The organism is Mycobacterium sp. NGS17, from assembly GCF_059813205.1.
Window position 1 is genome coordinate 110,667 of the sequence record NZ_JCALED010000002.1, and the last position, 18,398, is coordinate 129,064.

16 protein-coding genes are annotated in these 18,398 nt (G+C 69.3%); 7 read left to right on the forward strand and 9 right to left on the reverse strand.

The window, feature by feature from the left end; genetic code table 11:
- From AC5Y7E_RS04600 to AC5Y7E_RS04620, 5 genes are all read right to left on the reverse strand, one after another.
- Positions 1-588 carry a GTP-binding protein gene (locus tag AC5Y7E_RS04600; RefSeq protein ID WP_499920505.1) on the reverse strand — a complete coding sequence of 196 codons (588 nt, stop codon included), beginning with the start codon at positions 586-588 and terminating at the stop codon, positions 1-3.
- Entirely contained in the window at positions 569-943 is a 375-nt protein-coding gene (locus tag AC5Y7E_RS04605) for a DUF742 domain-containing protein (protein ID WP_499920507.1), read from the reverse strand. Before AC5Y7E_RS04605 ends, AC5Y7E_RS04600 begins: the two co-directional genes overlap by 20 nt.
- A 6-nt stretch (positions 944-949) precedes the next feature.
- Positions 950-1,357: a serine protease inhibitor gene (locus AC5Y7E_RS04610; RefSeq protein WP_065057133.1), complete on the reverse strand. Its 408-nt coding sequence runs from the start codon at positions 1,355-1,357 to the stop codon at positions 950-952.
- Entirely contained in the window at positions 1,354-4,167 is a 2,814-nt protein-coding gene (locus tag AC5Y7E_RS04615) for a sensor histidine kinase (protein WP_499947676.1), read from the reverse strand. Before AC5Y7E_RS04615 ends, AC5Y7E_RS04610 begins: the two co-directional genes overlap by 4 nt.
- A 248-nt stretch (positions 4,168-4,415) precedes the next feature.
- Positions 4,416-5,021 carry a class I SAM-dependent methyltransferase gene (locus tag AC5Y7E_RS04620; protein WP_499920511.1) on the reverse strand — a complete coding sequence of 202 codons (606 nt, stop codon included), beginning with the start codon at positions 5,019-5,021 and terminating at the stop codon, positions 4,416-4,418.
- Between the two features lie 17 nt (positions 5,022-5,038).
- Here AC5Y7E_RS04620 and AC5Y7E_RS04625 point away from each other — a divergent pair, with 17 nt between their 5' ends.
- Entirely contained in the window at positions 5,039-5,503 is a 465-nt protein-coding gene (locus AC5Y7E_RS04625; RefSeq protein ID WP_499920513.1) for a tRNA (cytidine(34)-2'-O)-methyltransferase, read from the forward strand.
- Here AC5Y7E_RS04625 and AC5Y7E_RS04630 read toward each other — a convergent pair whose 3' ends face one another.
- Together AC5Y7E_RS04630 and AC5Y7E_RS04635 are read right to left on the reverse strand one after the other, a co-directional pair.
- Complete coding sequence (locus AC5Y7E_RS04630) at positions 5,504-6,148, reverse strand: nitroreductase family protein (RefSeq protein WP_499920764.1); 645 nt, start codon at positions 6,146-6,148, stop codon at positions 5,504-5,506.
- A 98-nt stretch (positions 6,149-6,246) separates the two neighbouring features.
- Entirely contained in the window at positions 6,247-9,540 is a 3,294-nt protein-coding gene (locus AC5Y7E_RS04635; protein WP_499947679.1) for an error-prone DNA polymerase, read from the reverse strand.
- Positions 9,541-9,595: 55 nt separating this feature from the next.
- Between AC5Y7E_RS04635 and otsB the strand changes: the two genes are divergently transcribed.
- Positions 9,596-10,732 (forward strand): trehalose-phosphatase, encoded by a 1,137-nt coding sequence (otsB, locus tag AC5Y7E_RS04640; RefSeq protein ID WP_499947680.1) that lies wholly within the window; start codon positions 9,596-9,598, stop codon positions 10,730-10,732.
- Here the strand turns inward: otsB and AC5Y7E_RS04645 are convergent.
- Positions 10,729-11,595: a MaoC family dehydratase gene (locus tag AC5Y7E_RS04645; protein ID WP_499920518.1), complete on the reverse strand. Its 867-nt coding sequence runs from the start codon at positions 11,593-11,595 to the stop codon at positions 10,729-10,731. The two genes, otsB and AC5Y7E_RS04645, sit on opposite strands and share 4 nt — an antisense overlap.
- Before the next feature lie 138 nt (positions 11,596-11,733).
- Between AC5Y7E_RS04645 and AC5Y7E_RS04650 the strand changes: the two genes are divergently transcribed.
- Positions 11,734-12,447 carry a histidine phosphatase family protein gene (locus tag AC5Y7E_RS04650; protein WP_499947682.1) on the forward strand — a complete coding sequence of 238 codons (714 nt, stop codon included), beginning with the start codon at positions 11,734-11,736 and terminating at the stop codon, positions 12,445-12,447.
- A gap of 57 nt (positions 12,448-12,504) precedes the next feature.
- Positions 12,505-14,517, forward strand: a complete 2,013-nt coding sequence (locus AC5Y7E_RS04655; RefSeq protein ID WP_499947684.1) for an SDR family oxidoreductase — start codon at positions 12,505-12,507, stop codon at positions 14,515-14,517.
- On the opposite strand, the gene cmaA1 is transcribed toward AC5Y7E_RS04655, so the two are convergent.
- On the reverse strand, positions 14,518-15,405 hold the full coding sequence (gene cmaA1, locus AC5Y7E_RS04660) for a cyclopropane mycolic acid synthase CmaA1 (RefSeq protein ID WP_499920524.1): 888 nt from the start codon (positions 15,403-15,405) through the stop codon (positions 14,518-14,520).
- Between the two features lie 32 nt (positions 15,406-15,437).
- Here cmaA1 and AC5Y7E_RS04665 point away from each other — a divergent pair, with 32 nt between their 5' ends.
- From AC5Y7E_RS04665 to kasB, 3 genes are all read left to right on the forward strand, one after another.
- Positions 15,438-16,469 (forward strand): nucleoside hydrolase, encoded by a 1,032-nt coding sequence (locus AC5Y7E_RS04665; protein WP_499947686.1) that lies wholly within the window; start codon positions 15,438-15,440, stop codon positions 16,467-16,469.
- Positions 16,470-16,922 carry a hypothetical protein gene (locus tag AC5Y7E_RS04670; protein ID WP_499947688.1) on the forward strand — a complete coding sequence of 151 codons (453 nt, stop codon included), beginning with the start codon at positions 16,470-16,472 and terminating at the stop codon, positions 16,920-16,922.
- A 152-nt stretch (positions 16,923-17,074) separates the two neighbouring features.
- Entirely contained in the window at positions 17,075-18,328 is a 1,254-nt protein-coding gene (kasB, locus tag AC5Y7E_RS04675; protein ID WP_499947690.1) for a 3-oxoacyl-ACP synthase KasB, read from the forward strand.
- The last annotated feature ends 70 nt before the right edge of the window (positions 18,329-18,398 follow it).

An 18,398-nucleotide genomic window follows, 5' to 3' on the forward strand; every position in this document is an offset into this window, starting at 1 on the left:
TCAATTGGCCGACAGGCTGGCCAGGGCGTATTCGCTGACCGCGATCAGGGCGTCGGTCGCCGACCGGCGATCCCTGGCGTCGACGGTGATCACCGGGATGTGCGTCGGCAGGGTCAGCGCCTCGCGCACTTCCGCGACCGGGTAGCGCGGAGCGCCGTCGAACTCGTTGACCGCGACGAGGAACGGCAGGTTGCGGTGCTCGAAGAAATCGACGGCGGCGAAGCTGTCCTGCAGGCGGCGGCAGTCGACCAGCACCACCGCGCCGATCGCGCCGCGCACCAGGTCGTCCCACATGAACCAGAAGCGGCGCTGCCCCGGCGTGCCGAACAGATAGAGCACCAGGTCTTCGGCCAGCGTGATGCGGCCGAAATCCATTGCGACGGTGGTGGTCCGTTTGTCGGGCGTGGCCTCGAGCGCGTCGACGCCGGTCGAGGCGTCGGTGAGCATCGCCTCGGTGCGCAGCGGCATGATCTCCGACACGGCCCCGACGAAGGTGGTCTTGCCGGCGCCGAATCCGCCGGCGATCACGATCTTCGTCGACGCGTGGGCGCCGGCATCGCGCTGCGCCTCAGAGTGCGCGTAAGCCACGCAGTGTCCTCCCTATGAGTTCGTGGCGCTCATCTCTGGTCGAACGCTCCGACAACGTCTTGTGCACTCGAACGTAGCCGGACAGCACCAGATCGCCGACCAAGACGCGCGCGACACCTAGCGGAAGATCCAGCCGGGCCGAGATTTCGGCGACCGACGGGCTGTCGACGCACAGTTGGATGATTCTGCCTCGCGGGTCGTTGGGCGGCCACCGGTGCGCCAGCCCGGGCTGCAGCGATTCGATCGGCGCCTCGAGGGGAAGGTCGACGTTGGTGTCGGTGCGCCCCGACGTCAAGGTGTACGGACGGACCAGGTTCCCCTTGCGGTGCGCCGGCCAGGTCTCCGAACTATCCATCGGGGCTCACGAGTGCTGCTGCACGGCCGACCGGCGGGTCGATTGGACGACGCCGCCCACCCGCTCGACCAGCACCGCCATCTCGTAGCCGATCTGACCGATGTCGCACGACGCCACCGCGAGCGTCGCCAGGTGCGAGCCGTCCCCGACGCGCATCAGCAGCAGGTAGCCGTTCTGCATTTCGACCACCGACTGCAGCACTTGCCCGCCCTCGAACAGCTGCGCGGCGCCGGTGGCCAGGCTGGCCAGCCCGGAGGCGACGGCCGCGAGCTGGTCGGCGCGTTCCCGCGGGAGATGCTCGCTGGCGGCGATGGGCAGCCCGTCGACGGATACCAGCAACGCGTGCGCGACGCCGGGGACTTCGCGGGCGAACCTGGTCACCAGCCAGTCCAGGGAGTTGTCCGATGACGTCATCGTTGGTCGGATCCTTGGTCGGTCTCACGGGCGTGCGAGCGTCCGGTGCGTACGCCACCGAAATGGCTGCTGAACGAGGCGCGAACCGCCTCGGGGTCCCGGGCGAAGGGACCGGTGGCCGCGTGCTGCGGCTCCCGGTGCGACCGGCCGTTCACGCCCTCGTCGGGCTCGGCCGGCTCGTCTTGTTCGGCGCCGTTGGCGTTCCCGGGCACCAGCCGGGCGCCCGGCGTGCGCACCGGCAGGCCGTGGTCGGTGGTGTGCGCCTCGACGGGTTTCTCGTCGGCCGCGGCCGCCAGCGTCCAGCCGCGGTCCCAGACGGACTGCCAATCCAGGTCGGGGCTGTTGACCAGGTCGTGTGGGTCGCCCAGCATCTCCGACAGCATCCGCCGGTAGATGACGTCGTCGGCGGCGGGACTCGCCTGGGCCTTCGGCGCCGACGGGAGGGACGAGACCGGGTCCGGTCGCGCCGGCTGGTCTGGCCGGGACTCCGTGCGACTGTCGGCCTCCCGGGAGCGGGCGGAGAAGAACGCCGAGGTGTCCGACGCCGCCCGGGCCGGCTGCACCGGCGCCGGCTTGGGTTCCGGCTCGGGAGCCGGCGTGGGCGTCGGTTTCGGCGTCTTCTCCCACCAGGGGGTCGCCAGCTCGCGACGTTGGCGGCCGGGCTGCGGTTCGGCGGGCGGGGCGGGAACTTCGGTGATGCCGCTGGAACCCGGGTTGCGGCGCGGCAGCAAGGTGACCGACGGCCCGGACGCGTCCGGGGCGGTGCGCGCCGCCGGCTCCTGCGGGCCGTCGTCCCGTCCGGTGTCATCCGTCGCGGCGGCGTTCGCTCTGGCCGGCTTTGCGCTCGGCGAGGAGACCGCGCGGATGTGGCGGGGCGGCGCCGCCTCGGCGACCGCCAGGCCGGCGAGCACCGTCGGCGGCAGGTAGATCTCGGCGGTGGTACCCGACCCCGATTCGTTGGCCGCGGGGCCGCGCAGCCCCACCCGAATGCCGTGCCGGGCCGCGATCCGGCCGACCACGAAGAGACCCATGTGCCGGGCGTTGTCGGGACTGACGTCGCCGCCGGCCTGCAGTCGCATGTTCGCCATGCGCCGGTCGGCGTCGTTCATCCCCAGGCCGGCGTCGGCGATCCGCACCACGACTCCGCCGTCGCCGCCGCGCGCCGCCGAGACCCGGGCCGAGGTCGTCGGCGGCGAGTAGCGCAGGGCGTTGTCGATCAGCTCGGCGAACAGATGGATGGCACCACCGGCGGCCGCGCCGACCAGCGCACAGTCGGGCATCCCGGCGAGTTCGACCCGGCGGTAATCCTCGACCTCGGACACCGCGGCGTTGATGACCGTGGCCAGCGGCACCGGGTCGCGCTGGTCGCGGGCGAGCTGTGCGCCCGCCAGCACCAGCAGGTTGGCGCTGTTGCGGCGCAGCCGTGCCGCCAGGTGGTCGAGCCGGAACAGGCTGTCGAGGCGGTCGGGATTCTCCTCGTTGCGCTCCAGCCGGTCGATGAGCGCCAGCTGCTGGTCCACCAGCGTGCGGTTGCGCCGCGACATGGTCTCGAACATGTCGTTGACCAGCAGCCGCAACCGCGCCTCGTCTCCGGCCAGCAGCAGGGCCTGGGTGTGCAACTCGTCGACCGCGTGCGCGACCTGGCCGATCTCCTCGGTGGTGTACACCGGCAGTGGGCTCGGAACCGGTTCTGCCCCACCGGCTTTCACGCTCGCGATCTCCTCTTCGAGATCGGTGTGGGCGACTTTGAGGGCGCCGTCGCGCAGGATGCGCAGCGGCCGCACCAGCGCGCGCGCCACCAGCAGCACGACCACCAGCGCGATCACGATCGCGGCCAGCACCAGGACGGCGTCGGTGATCGCGGCCGAGCGACGCTCGGCGGCCTGGGCGTGCACCGACCTGGTCACCGACCCCGTGGAATCCTTGATGACCTCATCGGCGATGTCGTCGGTGGTCTGGATCGAACGCAGCAGATCGGCGTTGTCGACCAGCACGCTGGCCGGATCGGACATGATCGCCATCCGGCTCACCATCTGCTGTTGCAGCGTCTTGGCCTCGGGCGACCCGGCGCCGAGCACTTCGCTCATGCCGAACAGCGTCGACGGCTCGGTGCCCGCCAGGGTGATCATCGACGTCCGCAACTGCGGCTCGGGAAGCTCGGCCCCGCGGGTGATCAGGATTTTCTGCATCGTCATCTGCCCGCGGGCGCCGACGGCCCGGCTCAGGCCCTGCGCCTGGGCGCGGATCTTTTCGTCGTCGACGCGGACCGAGGCGTTGATGACGTCTTCGGCCGTCAACAGGATCGGCGCGTAGAGCGTCACCCGCTCCCGCAAACCGAGGCTGGGGTCGGCCGCCTTGTTCACCAGCATCTGACCGCCGTCGAGCAGGTTGCTGATTCCTGAGCTGACGTCGGCGCTGACGTTGGTCTCGTCGAGCCTGGCCTGCAATTCGTACTTGCGCGCCTCGTAGTTCTTCTTGGCGCCCTCGAGGTCGCGTCCGGTGGAACTGGCCACCAGCGCGACGTCGAGCGCCGACATGTACTTGGTGATCACCGGCACCACGTCGGCGCGGCTGGCCGCCAGCCGCAGGCCGGCGGCGTTGGCCATCGCGCCGTGAATGCGCAGCGCCCCGAACACCGTCGCCAACACCAGCGGGACCAGCACGATCGCCAGCACCTTCCAGCGCACCGGCCAGTTGCTCAACGACCAGGTCGGCGGGCGTTTGGCCGGCGCGGCCCCGGCGCCGCGGTTGGGTGCGGGCTCTACGCCTTCCGCCTCGGCCGGGTTTGCCGGGCGGGTGAACATGGTCATGTCATCGCGGCCGCGCGAGCGGCCGCTGCGCTGACACTGAGCGCTGAAGGAAACGAGAGGCTCATGAAACTTCCTGCTTTATTTGGCCCGCCCCGCGCCAAATACGCGTGTGCGTGTAGGTGTGGCAATCCGACGAGTATGACAGCCCGCGGCGCATGCCACCAGAATCGTTACTGAGCAGACAGGCCCCTCCAAGGTGGCGCCGCACCCGCGCGGCCGCCCCTGGCAAACACTCCGAGCGCGACGGCCTAGGCGGGCCGAAGGAGCGCAACGAGGAAATCGGAGTCGTCGGTGAACGGCCGCATGTCCCACGTCGACAGCAGCAGATCGGGGGCGAAGCCGGCGTCGGCCGCGTCGTTGAGAAAGTCGGCGAACTCGTATTCGCGGTAGGCACCGAAGCCGATCGCCGCGCGGCCGTCGCCGGCGACGTGGGCCCGTAGCCGGCTCAGCACCTGGACCCGGGTGCTCGGGGCGAGGAACGTCATGACGTTGCCGGCGGACACGATGACATCGAAAGGTTCGGCGATGCCGCGCGCAGGCAGGTCCAGTTCGGCGAGGTCGCCGACCAGCCAGCGCGGGCCGGGGTAGTCCTGTTCGGCCGCCTCGATCAGCGCCGGGTCCACGTCCACACCGACCACGTCGTGACCGGCCTTGGCCAGATACCCGCCCAGGCGCCCGGGACCGCAGCCGGCGTCGAGAATCCGCGCTGCGCGCGGCGCCATGGCGTCCACGAAGCGGGCCTCGCCGGCCAGGTCGTCGCCGGCGCGCGCCATGGCACGGAAACGCTCGATGTACCACTGCGAATGCCCCGGATCGGCAGCGACCTTCTGCATCCAGATGCTCGGCTCGACCATGCGACCATTATTCCGTTGTGTTCAAGCTGATGTTTCACTCGCCGCGGATCCCGCCCAATACCGGCAACGCCATTCGGACGGTGGCGGCGACGGGCTGCGAGTTGCACCTGGTCGAGCCGATGGGATTCGACCTGTCCGAACCCAAGCTGCGCCGGGCGGGCCTGGACTACCACGACCTCGCCTCGGTCACCGTGCACGCGTCGCTGGCTGCCGCCTGGGCGGCGCTGTCACCGCAGCGGGTGTTCGCGTTCACCTCGCACGCGCCGACCTCGTTCGCCGACGTGCGCTACCGGGCCGGCGACGTGCTGATGTTCGGCCCCGAACCCACCGGGCTGGACGCCGCGACGCTGGCCGACCCGCACATCACGGCGCAGGTGCGCATCCCGATGCTGGCGGGCCGGCGCTCGCTGAACCTGTCCAACGCCGCGGCGATCGCCGTCTACGAAGCCTGGCGGCAGCACGGCTACGCCGGCGCGGTGTGATCACCAGGCATTCCAGTGCGTGAGCTGTTCGGCGGGCAGCCGCTTGGCCGGGCGGAAGTCGGTGCCCTTGGTGTAGGCGATGGGAAACAGCCCGCCCTGGCTGTACTTGTCGTGCGGGATACCGAGCACGTCCGCGACCTGCTGTTCACCGCCACCGAGCAGGTGCAGCGTCGTCCAGCAGGAGCCTAATCCCCGAGACCGCAGCGCCAAGCAGAAGCTCCACACCGCCGGAAACAGCGACGCCCAGAACGAGACGCCGCCCAGCGGCTGCTTCTCCTCTCGGCCGAAGATGCAGGGGATCATCAGCACCGGCGCCTGGTGCATGTGCTCGGCGAGGTAGGTCGCGGAGTCGCGGACCTTGTCCATCCGCTCCCCCCGGGTGTCCCCCTCGCCGTAGTCGGGAGCGGGCGACGCGAGGTAGGCCCGCGCGTTCTTCAGGTAGACGTCGGCGATCGCCTTCTTCTTGTCCGCGTCCTCGACGAACACCCATTGCCAGCCCTGCGAATTGGAGCCGGTCGGCGCCTGCAGCGCCAATTCCAGGCATTCCATCAGCACGTCACGGCCGACCGGCTTGTCGAAGTCGAGGCGTTTGCGGACCGAGCGGGTGGTGGTGAGGACTTCGTCGACGGACAGGTTGAGGGTCATGTGTTTGGAGGCTACATAGGCGGCCTCGTCCGCCGAACGTGCACTCACGGCGACGATTCGGCGAATTTTCCGCCCTGGGTGCACGCTCGGCGGGCCGGTCACCGGAAGTCGCGGGACTTCGAGCCGACCGCCAGGGTGATGTGGCCCAGCCGCTCGGCGACGACGGTGATCGCGCCGCTGGCGTTTTGGACCTGGCCGCGCACCAGCAGCGCCGGTGCCGAGTTCGCCAGCTTGCGATGCCGTGCCCACACCCACGGCGCGCAGAGCACGTTGACCATCCCGGTCTCGTCCTCGAGGTTGATGAACGTGACCCCCTGCGCCGTGCCGGGCCGCTGCCGATGGGTGACCGCGCCGGCGATCAGCACCCGGTCGCCGTCGGGCACCGAGCCCAGCTTCTCGGCCGGCACCACCCCCATCGCGTCCAGATCGGCCCGCAGAAACTGCGTCGGATAACTGTCCGGGGAGACACCGGTGGCCCACACGTCGGCGGCGGCCAGTTCCAGCTCGCTCATCCCGGGCAGCGCCGGGATGTGCGACGACGATCCCACGCCGGGCAGCCGACCCGGCCGCTGGGTGGCCGCGGCCCCGGCCGCCCACAGCGCCTCGCGGCGAGACATGTCGAAGCAGGCAAAAGCCCCCGCCGTCGCCAGCGCCTCGGTCTGTGGCACCGAAAGCTGCAACCGGGTCGTCAGGTCCAGCAGAGAAGCGAACGGGCCGTTGGCCTTTCGCTCCTCGACGAGTTGCCCGGCCAGGTCGTCGCCGATATGGCGGACCGCACCCAGCCCCAGGCGGACCTCGGTTCCGGCGTTGTGCAGGGTGGCGTGCGCCAGGCTGGCGTTGACGTCCGGGCCGTGCACCGTCACGCCGTGCCGGCGCGCATCGGCCACCAGCGATTGCGGCGAGTAGAACCCCATCGGCTGGGCGCGCAGCAGCGCCGCGCAGAACGCCGCCGGATGGTGCAGCTTGAACCACGACGAGTAGAAGACCAGCGACGCGAAGCTCAGCGCATGGCTTTCGGGAAAGCCGAAATTGGCGAAGGCCTCCAGCTTTTCGTAGGTGCGGTCGATCACCTCGTCGGCGGCGCCGTGCAACTCGCGCATGCCCTCGTAGAACCGGCCACGCAGCCGTCGCATGCGTTCGGTCGAGCGCTTGGACCCCATGGCCCGGCGCAGCTGATCGGCCTCGGCGGCCGAGAAGCCGGCGCAGTCGACCGCGAGCTGCATCAGCTGCTCCTGAAAGAGCGGCACCCCCAGCGTCTTTCGCAGGGCCGGCTCCATCGACGGGTGGTCGTAGACCACCGGGGCCTGCCCGTTGCGCCGCCGGATGTAGGGATGCACCGACCCGCCCTGAATAGGGCCGGGGCGGATCAGCGCGACCTCCACCACCAGGTCGTAGAACACCCGCGGCTTCAGCCGCGGCAGCGTGGCCATCTGCGCGCGCGACTCCACCTGGAACACGCCGACCGAATCGGCGCGGGCCAGCATCTCGTACACCGCAGGCTCGGAGAGGTCGAGGTGGGCCAGGTCCACCTCGATCCCCTTGTGCTCGGCCACCAGGTCGATGGCATAGTGCAGCGCCGAGAGCATCCCCAACCCGAGCAGGTCGAACTTCACCAAACCGATTGCCGCACAGTCGTCTTTGTCCCACTGCAGGACGCTGCGGTTCTCCATGCGCGCCCACTCCACCGGGCACACGTCGGCGATCGGGCGGTCACAGATCACCATGCCGCCGGAATGAATGCCCATGTGCCGCGGCAGGTTCCGGATCTGGTTGGCCAGGTCGACCACCGGTTCGGGGATGCCGTCGACATCGGGTGAGTCGGCCAACCCGTTCCAGTGGCTGATCTGCTTGCTCCACGCGTCCTGCTGGCCCTGCGAAAAGCCAAGGGCGCGAGCCATATCGCGCACCGCGATCTTTCCCCGGTAGGTGATGACGTTGGCGACCTGAGCGGCGTAGTCGCGGCCGTACTTGTCGTAGACGTACTGGATGACCTTTTCGCGCTGATCGGACTCGATGTCCATGTCGATGTCGGGCGGCCCGTCGCGGGCCGGCGACAGAAAGCGCTCGAACAGCAGCTCGTTGGCCACCGGGTCGACGGCGGTGACACCGAGGGCGTAACAGACCGCGGAGTTGGCGGCCGATCCCCGGCCCTGGCACAGGATGTTGTTCTCCCGGCAGAACCGGGCGATGTCGTGCACCACCAGGAAATAGCCCGGAAACGTCAGCTGGGCAATGACTTTGAGTTCGTGTTCGATCTGGGCGTATGCGCGCGGCGCGTGCTCGGCCGACCCGTAGCGGTCGCGCGCCCCGGCCATGGTCAGCTGCCGCAGCCAACTGTCCTCGGTGTGCCCGGCGGGCACGTCGAACGGCGGCAGCTGCGGCGCGATGAGCGCCAGCCCGAACGCGCACTGCTCGCCCAGCTCGGCGGCCGCGGTCACCGGGTCAGGGCCCCCAAAGGGCACATGCGCGAACAGCCGGGCCATCTCCTCACCGGAGCGCAGGTGCGAACCACCCAGCGGGGCCAGCCACCCGGCGGCCGAATCCAGGGATTCCCGCGCCCGGATGGCGCCCATCGCCATGGCCGGCCGGCGCCGCGACGGCCCCGCGAAATGCGCGCCGGTGGTGGCGACGACGCCGACACCGAAGCGCGGGGCCAGTGCGGCCAGCGCCGCGTTGCGTTCGTCGTCGAGCGGTTGACCGTGATGAGTCAGCTCGACGCTGACCCGGTGAGCCCCGAACCGGTCCACCAGGTCGGCGAGCGCCCGCTCCGCCGCCGATGGGCCGCCCTCGGAAAGCGCTTGGCGGACATGCCCTTTGCGACAGCCCGTCAGGATGTGCCAGTGGCCGCCTGCTGCCTCGGTCAGCGCGTCGAAATCGTAACGGGGCTTGCCCTTCTCGCCGCCGGCCAGATGGGCCGCGGCCAGTTGCCGCGACAACCGCCGGTAACCCTCGGCGCCGCGGGCCAGCACCAGCAGGTGCGGGCCGGGCGGGTCCGGCTGCTCGGTGCGGGCGCCCGGGCCCAGCGACAGTTCGGCGCCGAACACGGTGCGCATCTCGAGCTCGGCCGCCGCTTCGGCGAACCGCACCGCCCCGTACAGGCCGTCGTGGTCGGTGAGCGCCAGGGCGCGCAGGTCCAGCCGGGCCGCCTCCTCGACAAGCTCCTCGGGTGTGCTGGCCCCGTCCAGGAAGCTGTACGCCGAATGCGCATGCAGCTCGGCATAAGCGACGGACGAGCGGGACGCCCGGCCGTCATCCGGCGGCTGATACGTCGCGCGCCTGCGCGACAGCGGGCCGTCGGATTCCGGGCCCGCCGACTCCCCGGCATGGCGCGGCTTGCTGTCGAGCACCCGCTCCATTTCCGCCCAGCTCGGCGGCCCGTTGAACCAGCCCACGCCTGCGAGTATATCGAAAGTATGTTCGATTACCGAGTCCTGGAAGGGTTGAGGAATGACCGCCACGATCGACCCGCGCCGCCACGATGCGGTGCTGTTCGACACCGAGTCCGCGCTGGGCTCCGCGCTGGCCGCACAGCTGCGCGAGATCGGGGTGGGCGCCGCCGTCATCTCGGCGGACGGTCCGGTGCAGGCGGCCGACGGTCTGCGGGTACGCCCAGGCCGCTGCGTCGTAGTCGCCGGGGATGCCGCGGGGGTCGAGGCCGCGCGTGCCGCCGGCTTCGCGTTGGTGATCGGCGTCGACCCGGCCGGGAACGGCGGCGCGTTACGCGAGGCCGACGCGGTGGTCGCCGATCTGGGCGATGTGACCGTGCGGACCGGCGACCGCCGGATGTCGCAGCTGCCCGACGCGTCGCAGGCCCTGGCCGATGGGCTGGCCGACCGGCGACCGGCGGTGTTCTTCGACTTCGACGGAACCCTGTCCGACATCGTCGACGACCCGGACTCGGCGCGGCCCGTCGCCGGGGCCACCGAGGCGCTGGAAAAACTGGCCGCTCGGTGCCCCGTCGCGGTGCTGTCCGGCCGCGATCTCGCCGACGTCACGAAACGCGTTGGCGTGCCTGGCGTCTGGTATGCCGGCAGCCACGGTTTCGAGCTGACCGCCCCCGACGGCACGCACCACCAGAACGACGACGCGGCCGCCGCTATCCCGGTGCTCGAGCAGGCGGCCGCTCAGCTGCGCGACCAGCTCGGCGCGATCGCCGGTGTTGCGGTGGAGCACAAGCGATTCGGGGTGGCCGTGCATTACCGCAACGCCGAGCGCGACCGCGTCGGCGAGGTGCTGGCGGCGGTGCGCGCGGCGGGTCGCCACGACGAGCTCCGGGTGACCACCGGCCGCGAGGTCATCGAGCTGCGCCCAGACCTGGACTGGGACAAGGGAAAAACGCTGCGCTGGGTGATCGATCACCTGCACGAGGCCGGGTCGGGTTCGCTGACGCCGGTCTACCTCGGCGACGACATCACCGACGAGGACGCGTTCGACGCGGTGCGCGCCGATGGCGTGCCGATCCTGGTGCGCCACGGCGACGACGGCGACCGCGCCACCGCGGCGCTGTTCGCTCTGGACAGCCCCGCCCGGGCGGGCGAGTTCACCGACCGGCTGGCCGATCAGCTCCAAAATCTCCAGCGCTAGGCGTATTCCACGGCGCCGTCGTCGAGCACCACCCGGGTGTCGGCCCCGTCCGGGCCGGAAGCCTCGGTGCGGAACACGGCCTTGCCCGGCTCGGTGCGCCAGATCAGCGTGGTCAGCGTCTCGCCGGGGAATACCGGCGAGGTGAACCGCGACGCGATCGAGGTGACGTTGGCCGCGACACCTCCACCCAACTCGGACACCAGCGCTCGACCCGATACCCCGTAGGTGCACAGCCCGTGCAGGATCGGCTTGGGGAAGCCGGCCAGCTCCCGGGCGAACCACGGGTCGCTGTGCAGCGGGTTGCGGTCACCGGAGAGCCGGTAGATCAGCGCCTGGTCCTCGCGGGTGGGCAGCGGGATGCGGGCGTCGGGCTCGCGGTCCGGGAATTCCGGTGCGACGGGCCGCTGCCCCGGCATGCCCCCGAAACCGCCCTCACCGCGGATGACCAGGGTGGTGAGCGTCTCGGCGATCAGCTGCCCGGAATCCGGCTCGGTGCCCCGGCCGCGCAACACCAGGATCGCGTTCTTGCCCTCGCCCTTGTCCTGGATGTCGGCGACCTCGGACACGACCGAGAGCTTGCCCGCGGGCGGCAGCGGCGCATGAAGCCGGATGCTTTGGGATCCGTGTAACAGCATGGCCCAGTTGAACTTTCCGACCAAACCGGCCGCGCCGAAGGCCGGGCAGCAGATGACCGCGTACGTGGGCAGCACCTGCTGGTCGATGTCGTGGCTGTTCTCGGTGGTGAAAGGCAGGTCCTCGACCCCGGCGCCGACACCGAGCGCGTAGAGCAGCGTGTCCCGGTCGGTCCATTCGAACTGCATGGGCTCGGTGACCGCGCCGACGGCACTCGGATCAATCGCCATGAATGTCTCCTGATCGTTGGTAGGGATCCTGAAGTCCACTCTGGCATCCGGCGGAATCGCGGCGCTACTGTAGGCCGCGCGGTAACAAACCAGCGCAAACCCTTCCCACCGGAGGCGTCGGCAGGGCAGGCTATCGACATGCCCAAGCGCAGCATGATCCGGAAAGCCGCGGTGACGCTCGCCGCGCTCACCGCCACGATGATCGTCGCCGGCTGCGGTGGTTCGCCGCAGGCGCGGTCCATCACCGTCACGTTCATCCGGCACGCCCAGTCCGAGGCCAACGCCGCCGGCATCATCGACACCGAGGTGCCTGGCCCGGGCCTGACCCCGGAGGGCAAGGCGCAGGCCGAACAGCTCGCGCACCAACTGGGCCATAAGGACTACGACAGCGTCTACGCCTCCACGATGACCCGGGCTCAGCAAACCGCCGCTCCGCTGGCTGCCGAGCTCGGCAAGCAGGTGGAGGTCCTGCCCGGCCTCCAGGAGATCAACGCCGGCTGGTACAACGGCAAGCCCGAGTCGATGTCGAAGTCGACGTACATGCTGGCGCCGGTGGACTGGATCAACGGCGACGTCTCCAACAGCATCCCCGGCTCGGTCAGCGGCAAGGAATTCAACGACCAGTTCACCGGGGCCGCCAACAAGATCTACAACAGCGGCCACCGCAACCCGGTGGTGTTCTCGCACCGGAACTCCATCATGGTGTGGACGCTGCTGAACGTGAAGAACGCCAAGGACAGCCTGATGGACAGCCACCCGATTCCCAATACGGGTCGCGTGGTGATCAGCGGTAATCCGATGAACGGCTGGACGCTGGTCGACTGGGACGGGATCCGCGACTTCCGCAACTAGCGCTGCGCGCTGAACATCACAGTTGACGTGCGCGGCCGTCACCGCCACCATGTCTTCATGCGGTATGTCGTTACCGGCGGTACCGGGTTTATTGGTCGCCGTGTGGTGTCTCGTCTTCTGGAATCACGTCCCGACGCGCAGGTGTTCGTGCTGGTGCGACGGGAGTCGCTGGGCCGCTTCGAGCGGCTCGCCGAACACTGGGGCGAGCGGGTGAAACCGCTGGTCGCCGGGCTGCCCGAGCTGGAGCTGAGCGACGAGGTCGTTGCCGAGGTGGGCCGGATCGATCACGTGGTGCACTGTGCGGCGATCTATGACATCACCGCCGGCGAGCCCGAGCAGCGGGCCAGCAACGTCGAGGGCACCCGCGCGGTGATCGGGCTGGCGCAGCGGCTGGACGCGACCTTGCACCATGTGTCGTCGATCGCGGTGGCCGGCGATTTCGCCGGCGAATACACCGAGGACGATTTCGACGTCGGCCAGCAACTGCCGACGCCGTACCACCAGACCAAGTTCGAGGCCGAGCTGCTGGTGCGCTCGGCGCCCGGACTGCGTCATCGCATCTACCGCCCGGCGGTGGTGGTCGGCGATTCACGCACCGGCGAGATGGACAAGGTGGACGGGCCGTACTACTTCTTCGGGGTGCTGGCCAAGCTGGCCGTGCTCCCGTCGTTGACCCCGATGCTGCTGCCCGACACCGGCCGCACCAACATCGTCCCGGTCGACTACGTCGTCGACGCGCTGGTCGCGTTGATGCACGCCGACGGCCGTGACGGACAGACGTTCCACCTGACCGCCGAGAAAACGATTGGCCTGCGCGGCATCTACCGCGGCGTGGCCAAGGCGGCCGGGCTGCCGCCGCTGCGCGGTTCACTCCCCCGCGCGGTTGCCGCTCCGGTGCTCAAGGTGCGCGGACGCGCCAGAGTCGTGCGCAACATGGCGGCCACCCAGCTCGGCATTCCCGCCGAGGTGCTCGACGTCGTAGACCTGGCGCCCACCTTCGTCAGCGAGAAGACACGAAATGCCTTGCGGGGCACTGGCATAGACGTTCCGGAGTTCTCCAGCTACGCGCCCAAGCTGTGGCGGTACTGGGCGGAGCACCTGGATCCGGACCGTGCGCGCCGCGACGATCCGCACGAACCGTTGCGGGGCCGCCACGTCATCGTCACCGGCGCGTCCAGCGGCATCGGCCGGGCGGCGGCCATCGCGATCGCCGAGCGGGGCGCAACCGTTTTCGCGCTCGCCCGCAGCGGTGAGGCGCTGGATTCGCTGGTCGCCGAGATCCGCGCCAATGGTGGTGCCGCCCATGCCTTTACCTGCGATGTCACCGATTCCGCGTCGGTGGAACACACGGTCAAAGACATCCTGGGGCGCTTCGACCACGTCGACTACCTGGTGAACAACGCCGGACGGTCGATCCGCCGCTCGGTGGTCAACTCGACCGACCGGCTGCACGATTACGAACGGGTGATGGCGGTCAACTACTTCGGCGCGGTGCGGATGGTGCTCGCGCTGTTACCGCATTGGCGCGAGCGGCGATTCGGTCACATCGTCAACGTGTCGAGCGCCGGCGTGCAGGCGCGCAATCCCAAGTACAGCTCCTACCTGCCGTCCAAGGCCGCGCTGGACGCGTTCTCCGACGTGGTGGGTTCGGAGGTGCTGTCCGACCACATCACCTTCACCAACATCCACATGCCGCTGGTGCGCACCCCGATGATCGTGCCGTCACACCGGCTCAACCCGGTGCCGGCGATCAGCCCCGAGCGTGCGGCGGCGATGGTGGTGCGCGGCCTGGTGGAAAAGCCTGCCCGCATCGACACCCCGCTGGGCACGCTGGCCGAGGCCGGCAATTACTTCGCGCCGAGGACCTCGCGACGGGTGCTGCACCAGCTCTACCTCGGCTATCCGGATTCGGCCGCGGCGCGCGGGTTGACCGCCGAACCCGCGCCGACGCCCGCTCCGCGGACCGCGCGGCGCAAGCCCAGCCGGCCCGTGCGCGCCGTCGCCCGGGGCATCCGGACACCCCGCCCAGTCAAGCGGCTGGTCCGCCTGGTGCCCGGCGTGCACTGGTGATCATTTCTCCAGCGTGAACTGGTTGACGTCGATGTATCCGATCCGGAACGCGTCGGCGCAACCGGTCAGGTATTTCATGTACCGCTCGTAGACTTCCTCGGACTGCACCGCGATGGCCTCGTCCTTGTGGGCCTGTAGTCCGGCGGCCCAGATGTCGAGCGTCTTGGCGTAGTGCGGCTGCAGCGACTGCACGCGACTCACAGTGAAGCCGTTCGCGGTGGCGCGTTCTTCCACCATCGGTATCGACGGCAGCCGCCCGCCCGGAAAGATCTCGGTGACAATGAATTTGATGAACCGGGCGAACGTGAACGAGATGGGCATGCCGCGTTCGGCCATCTCCTTCGGATGCAGCCCGGTGATGGTGTGCAGCAGCATCACCCCGTCGTCGGGCAGCAGGTCATGCGCCAGGGTGAAGAACGCGTCGTAGCGCTCGTGCCCGAAGTGCTCGAAGGCGCCGATGCTGACGATCCGGTCAACCGGCTCGTCGAACTGCTCCCAGCCTTTCAGCAGGACCCGCGCCGAACGAGGGCTGCCGGACTGGGCGATCAGCCGTTCGACGTGTTCGGCCTGGTTGCGGCTCAGGGTGACGCCGACGACGTTGACGTCGTACTTTTCCACCGCGCGCATCATCGTGGCGCCCCAACCGCAGCCGACGTCGAGCAACGTCATGCCCGGCTGCAGGCCGAGTTTGCCGAGCGCGAGGTCGATCTTGGCGATCTGCGCCTCTTCCAGCGTCATGTCGTCGCGCTCGAAGTAGGCGCAGCTGTAGGTCTGGGTCGGGTCTAGAAACAGCCGGAAGAACTCGTCCGACAGGTCGTAGTGGGCCTGCACATCGTCGAAGTGCGGCGTGAGATCAGTCCCCTCGGGGGGCTCCGACGTGGTTGGCATCGTGCCAGCCTAGCCCCGGTATCTTGGAAACAATGAACTCGCCCGTTTTCGTCGACGTCGATACCGGCGTGGATGATGCGCTGGCGCTGATGTACCTGTTCGCCAGCCCGGACGCCGAAGTGGTCGGTATCGCCTCGACCGGGGGAAACGTTGGGGTAAAGCAGGTTTGCGAAAACAACCTGGGCCTGCTGGAGCTGTGTAAACGCACCGGGATCCCGGTTTCCAGGGGTTACGAGCAGACCCTGACCGGCCCGATGCGGCTGCCGTCAAAAGTTCACGGCCCCAGGGGATTGGGTTACGCCGACCTGCCGCCGGGGTCGGGCCGGCTCACCGGCTACGACTCGGCCGGCGCCTGGGTGCGCGCGGCGCGCGCGGATCCCGGCGAGCTCATCGGCGTGGCGACCGGGCCGCTGACCAACCTCGCGCTGGCACTGCGCGCCGAACCCGAGTTGCCGGCGCTGCTCAAGCGGCTGGTGATCATGGGCGGTTCCTACGATCACCGGGGCAACACCACCGCGGTGGCGGAGTGGAACATCAGCGTCGACCCCGAGGCGGCGGCCGAGGTGCTGGCCGCCTGGTGCCCGGAAGTCGTTGGGCAACAGCGGCTTCCGATTCTGTGCGGCCTTGATCTGACGCGCAAGGTGGCGATGACGCCCGATCACCTGGCGCGCCTGGCGGCGGTCGCGGAGTCGACGACGACGCTGCTGAGCGAACATGACGCGCCGGGAACCCGGTCGAGCGCGTCCAACCCGCTGATTCGGGTGATCGAGGACGCGATGCGGTTCTACCTGGAGGCCTATCACGAACTCGGCCACGGGTATCGGGCACACCTGCACGATCCGTTGGCCGCGGCCGTCGCGCTGGATCCCGAACTGGTCAAGACGCGTCCGGCGACGGTGGACATCGAGCTGACCGGAACGCTGACCCGCGCCATGACGGTGACGGATTGGTCGAGCCGTCGAGAACCCAACGCGCTCATCGGGATTGACGTGGACGCGGCGGCATTTTTCGATCGGTTCATCGAACGGGTGGGACTGTTCGCACGTCAAATAGGGGGTTTCTGAATGAAGATTCGTGCGATCGAGCTGATCCGGGCGGGGTGGGGCGCCGTGCTGCTGGCCGCCCCGGGCGAGGTGCTCGAGCACATCCACGGGGTGCGGGTGGACCGAAAGGCGCTCGTCGTCACCCGGATCCTGGGCGCACGCCACCTGACTCAGGCGGCGCTGTCGGGGGTCAATCCCGGCCCGGAGGTGCTGGCGGCGGGGGTTTGGGTCGACACCGTGCACTCGGCGACGGCGCTCGGCCTGGCCGTGGTCGACCGGCGCCGCGCTCGCGGAGGGGTGACCGACGCCGTCGTCGCGGCGTCGTGGGCGGTCCTGGGCTGGCGCCACCTGCGCGCCGGCAAAGCCAGGACCGACGGTGTGCACGGCCGCGACCGGCTGGCCCGCGCCGTGGTGGGCGCGCTGCCCGGCGGTCGAGGGCTGATGGCGCGGGCGCAGGCGGTCCGCGCGCAATAACGCCGGGTGAGCTGCGGTATCCGCAAAGCGAAAGGCGGCCGTCCAACGTTTCCGCCGTTGGGGGCAATGACGCATTGTGTTTTCATGTTTGGTGGGGAGGGGGGTCGACGTGACGCGTCGGCGGCCCTGAAAGTGAAAGGTTTTTGCAAGTCATGACGGAGTTGGTTACCGGAAAAGCGTTGCCTAATGTGGTCGTCACCGGTGTGGCGATGACGACCGCGCTGGCAACTGATGCCGAAACCACCTGGAAGTTGTTGCTGGACAGGCAAAGTGGTATCCGCAAGCTCGAGGACTCGTTCGTCGAGGAATTCGACCTGCCGGTGCGCATCGGCGGGCATCTGCAGGAGGAATTCGACGCCGGACTGACGCGCGCCGAACGCCACCGGATGGGTTACCTGCAGCGGATGTCGACGGTGTTGAGCCGTCGGGTCTGGGAGAACGCCGGTTCGCCGGAGGTCGACAGCGATCGGTTGATGGTGTCCATCGGCACCGGCCTGGGGTCCGCGGAGCAGATCGTGTTCAGTTACGACGATTTGCGGGCTCGCGGCATCAAGGGGGTCTCACCGCTGGCGGTGTCGAAGTACATGCCCGACGGAGCGGCCGTCGCGGTGGGACTGGAGCGGCACGCCAAGGCCGGGGTGATCACGCCGGTGTCGGCGTGCGCGTCGGGTTCTGAGGGCGTGGCGCAGGCGTGGCGCAACATCGTGTTCGGCGAGGCCGACATCGCGATCTGCGGCGGCGTGGAGGTCAGGATCGAGGCGGTCGCGATCGCGGCGTTCGCTCAGATGCGCATCGTGATGTCGACCAAGAACGACGACCCGGCCGGCGCGTGTCGCCCGTTCGACCGCGACCGCACCGGCTTCGTGTTCGGCGAGGCCGGCGCGCTGATGGTCATCGAGACCGAGGAGCACGCCAAAGCCCGCGGCGCCAACATCTTGGCCCGCATCATGGGCGCCAGCATCACCTCCGACGGCTACCACATGGTGGCGCCGGACCCCAACGGCGAACGCGCCGGGCACGCCATGAGCCGGGCCATCCAGCTCGCGGGCCTGTCCCCCAGCGATATTCACCACGTCAACGCCCACGCCACCGGCACCTCCGTCGGTGACGTCGCCGAGAGCAAGGCCATCAACAACGCGCTGGGCAGCAACAAGCCGGCCGTCTATGCCCCCAAAGCCGCGCTGGGCCACTCGGTGGGCGCGGTCGGAGCCGTGGAATCCATCCTTACCGTGCTCGCGCTGCGCGACCAGGTGGTCCCGCCCACGCTCAACCTGGAAAACCTCGACCCCGAAATCGACCTCGACGTCGTGGCCGGCAAACCACGGCCGGGCAACTACGAGTACGCGATCAACAACTCGTTCGGGTTCGGCGGACACAACGTGGCCATCGCCTTCGGGCGCTACTGATCCGCGGCATAGACCGCCGCGCTGATCCTCGAGCGCTCGTTTGGTGATCCAGGCACGGGGAAGTCAGCGA

Bases quoted from the DNA above. Each gene is read 5' to 3' on its own strand.
- AC5Y7E_RS04670 (WP_499947688.1), top strand. From the start codon at position 16,470: ATGAAGATTCGTGCGATCGAGCTGATCCGGGCGGGGTGGGGCGCCGTG.
- AC5Y7E_RS04650 (WP_499947682.1), top strand. From the start codon at position 11,734: ATGCCCAAGCGCAGCATGATCCGGAAAGCCGCGGTGACGCTCGCCGCG.
- kasB (WP_499947690.1), top strand. From the start codon at position 17,075: ATGACGGAGTTGGTTACCGGAAAAGCGTTGCCTAATGTGGTCGTCACC.
- AC5Y7E_RS04665 (WP_499947686.1), top strand. From the start codon at position 15,438: ATGAACTCGCCCGTTTTCGTCGACGTCGATACCGGCGTGGATGATGCG.
- AC5Y7E_RS04610 (WP_065057133.1), bottom strand. From the start codon at position 1,357: ATGACGTCATCGGACAACTCCCTGGACTGGCTGGTGACCAGGTTCGCC.
- AC5Y7E_RS04605 (WP_499920507.1), bottom strand. From the start codon at position 943: ATGGATAGTTCGGAGACCTGGCCGGCGCACCGCAAGGGGAACCTGGTC.
- otsB (WP_499947680.1), top strand. From the start codon at position 9,596: ATGACCGCCACGATCGACCCGCGCCGCCACGATGCGGTGCTGTTCGAC.
- cmaA1 (WP_499920524.1), bottom strand. From the start codon at position 15,405: ATGCCAACCACGTCGGAGCCCCCCGAGGGGACTGATCTCACGCCGCAC.
- AC5Y7E_RS04615 (WP_499947676.1), bottom strand. From the start codon at position 4,167: ATGACCATGTTCACCCGCCCGGCAAACCCGGCCGAGGCGGAAGGCGTA.
- AC5Y7E_RS04630 (WP_499920764.1), bottom strand. From the start codon at position 6,148: ATGACCCTCAACCTGTCCGTCGACGAAGTCCTCACCACCACCCGCTCG.
- AC5Y7E_RS04655 (WP_499947684.1), top strand. From the start codon at position 12,505: ATGCGGTATGTCGTTACCGGCGGTACCGGGTTTATTGGTCGCCGTGTG.
- AC5Y7E_RS04620 (WP_499920511.1), bottom strand. From the start codon at position 5,021: ATGGTCGAGCCGAGCATCTGGATGCAGAAGGTCGCTGCCGATCCGGGG.
- AC5Y7E_RS04645 (WP_499920518.1), bottom strand. From the start codon at position 11,595: ATGGCGATTGATCCGAGTGCCGTCGGCGCGGTCACCGAGCCCATGCAG.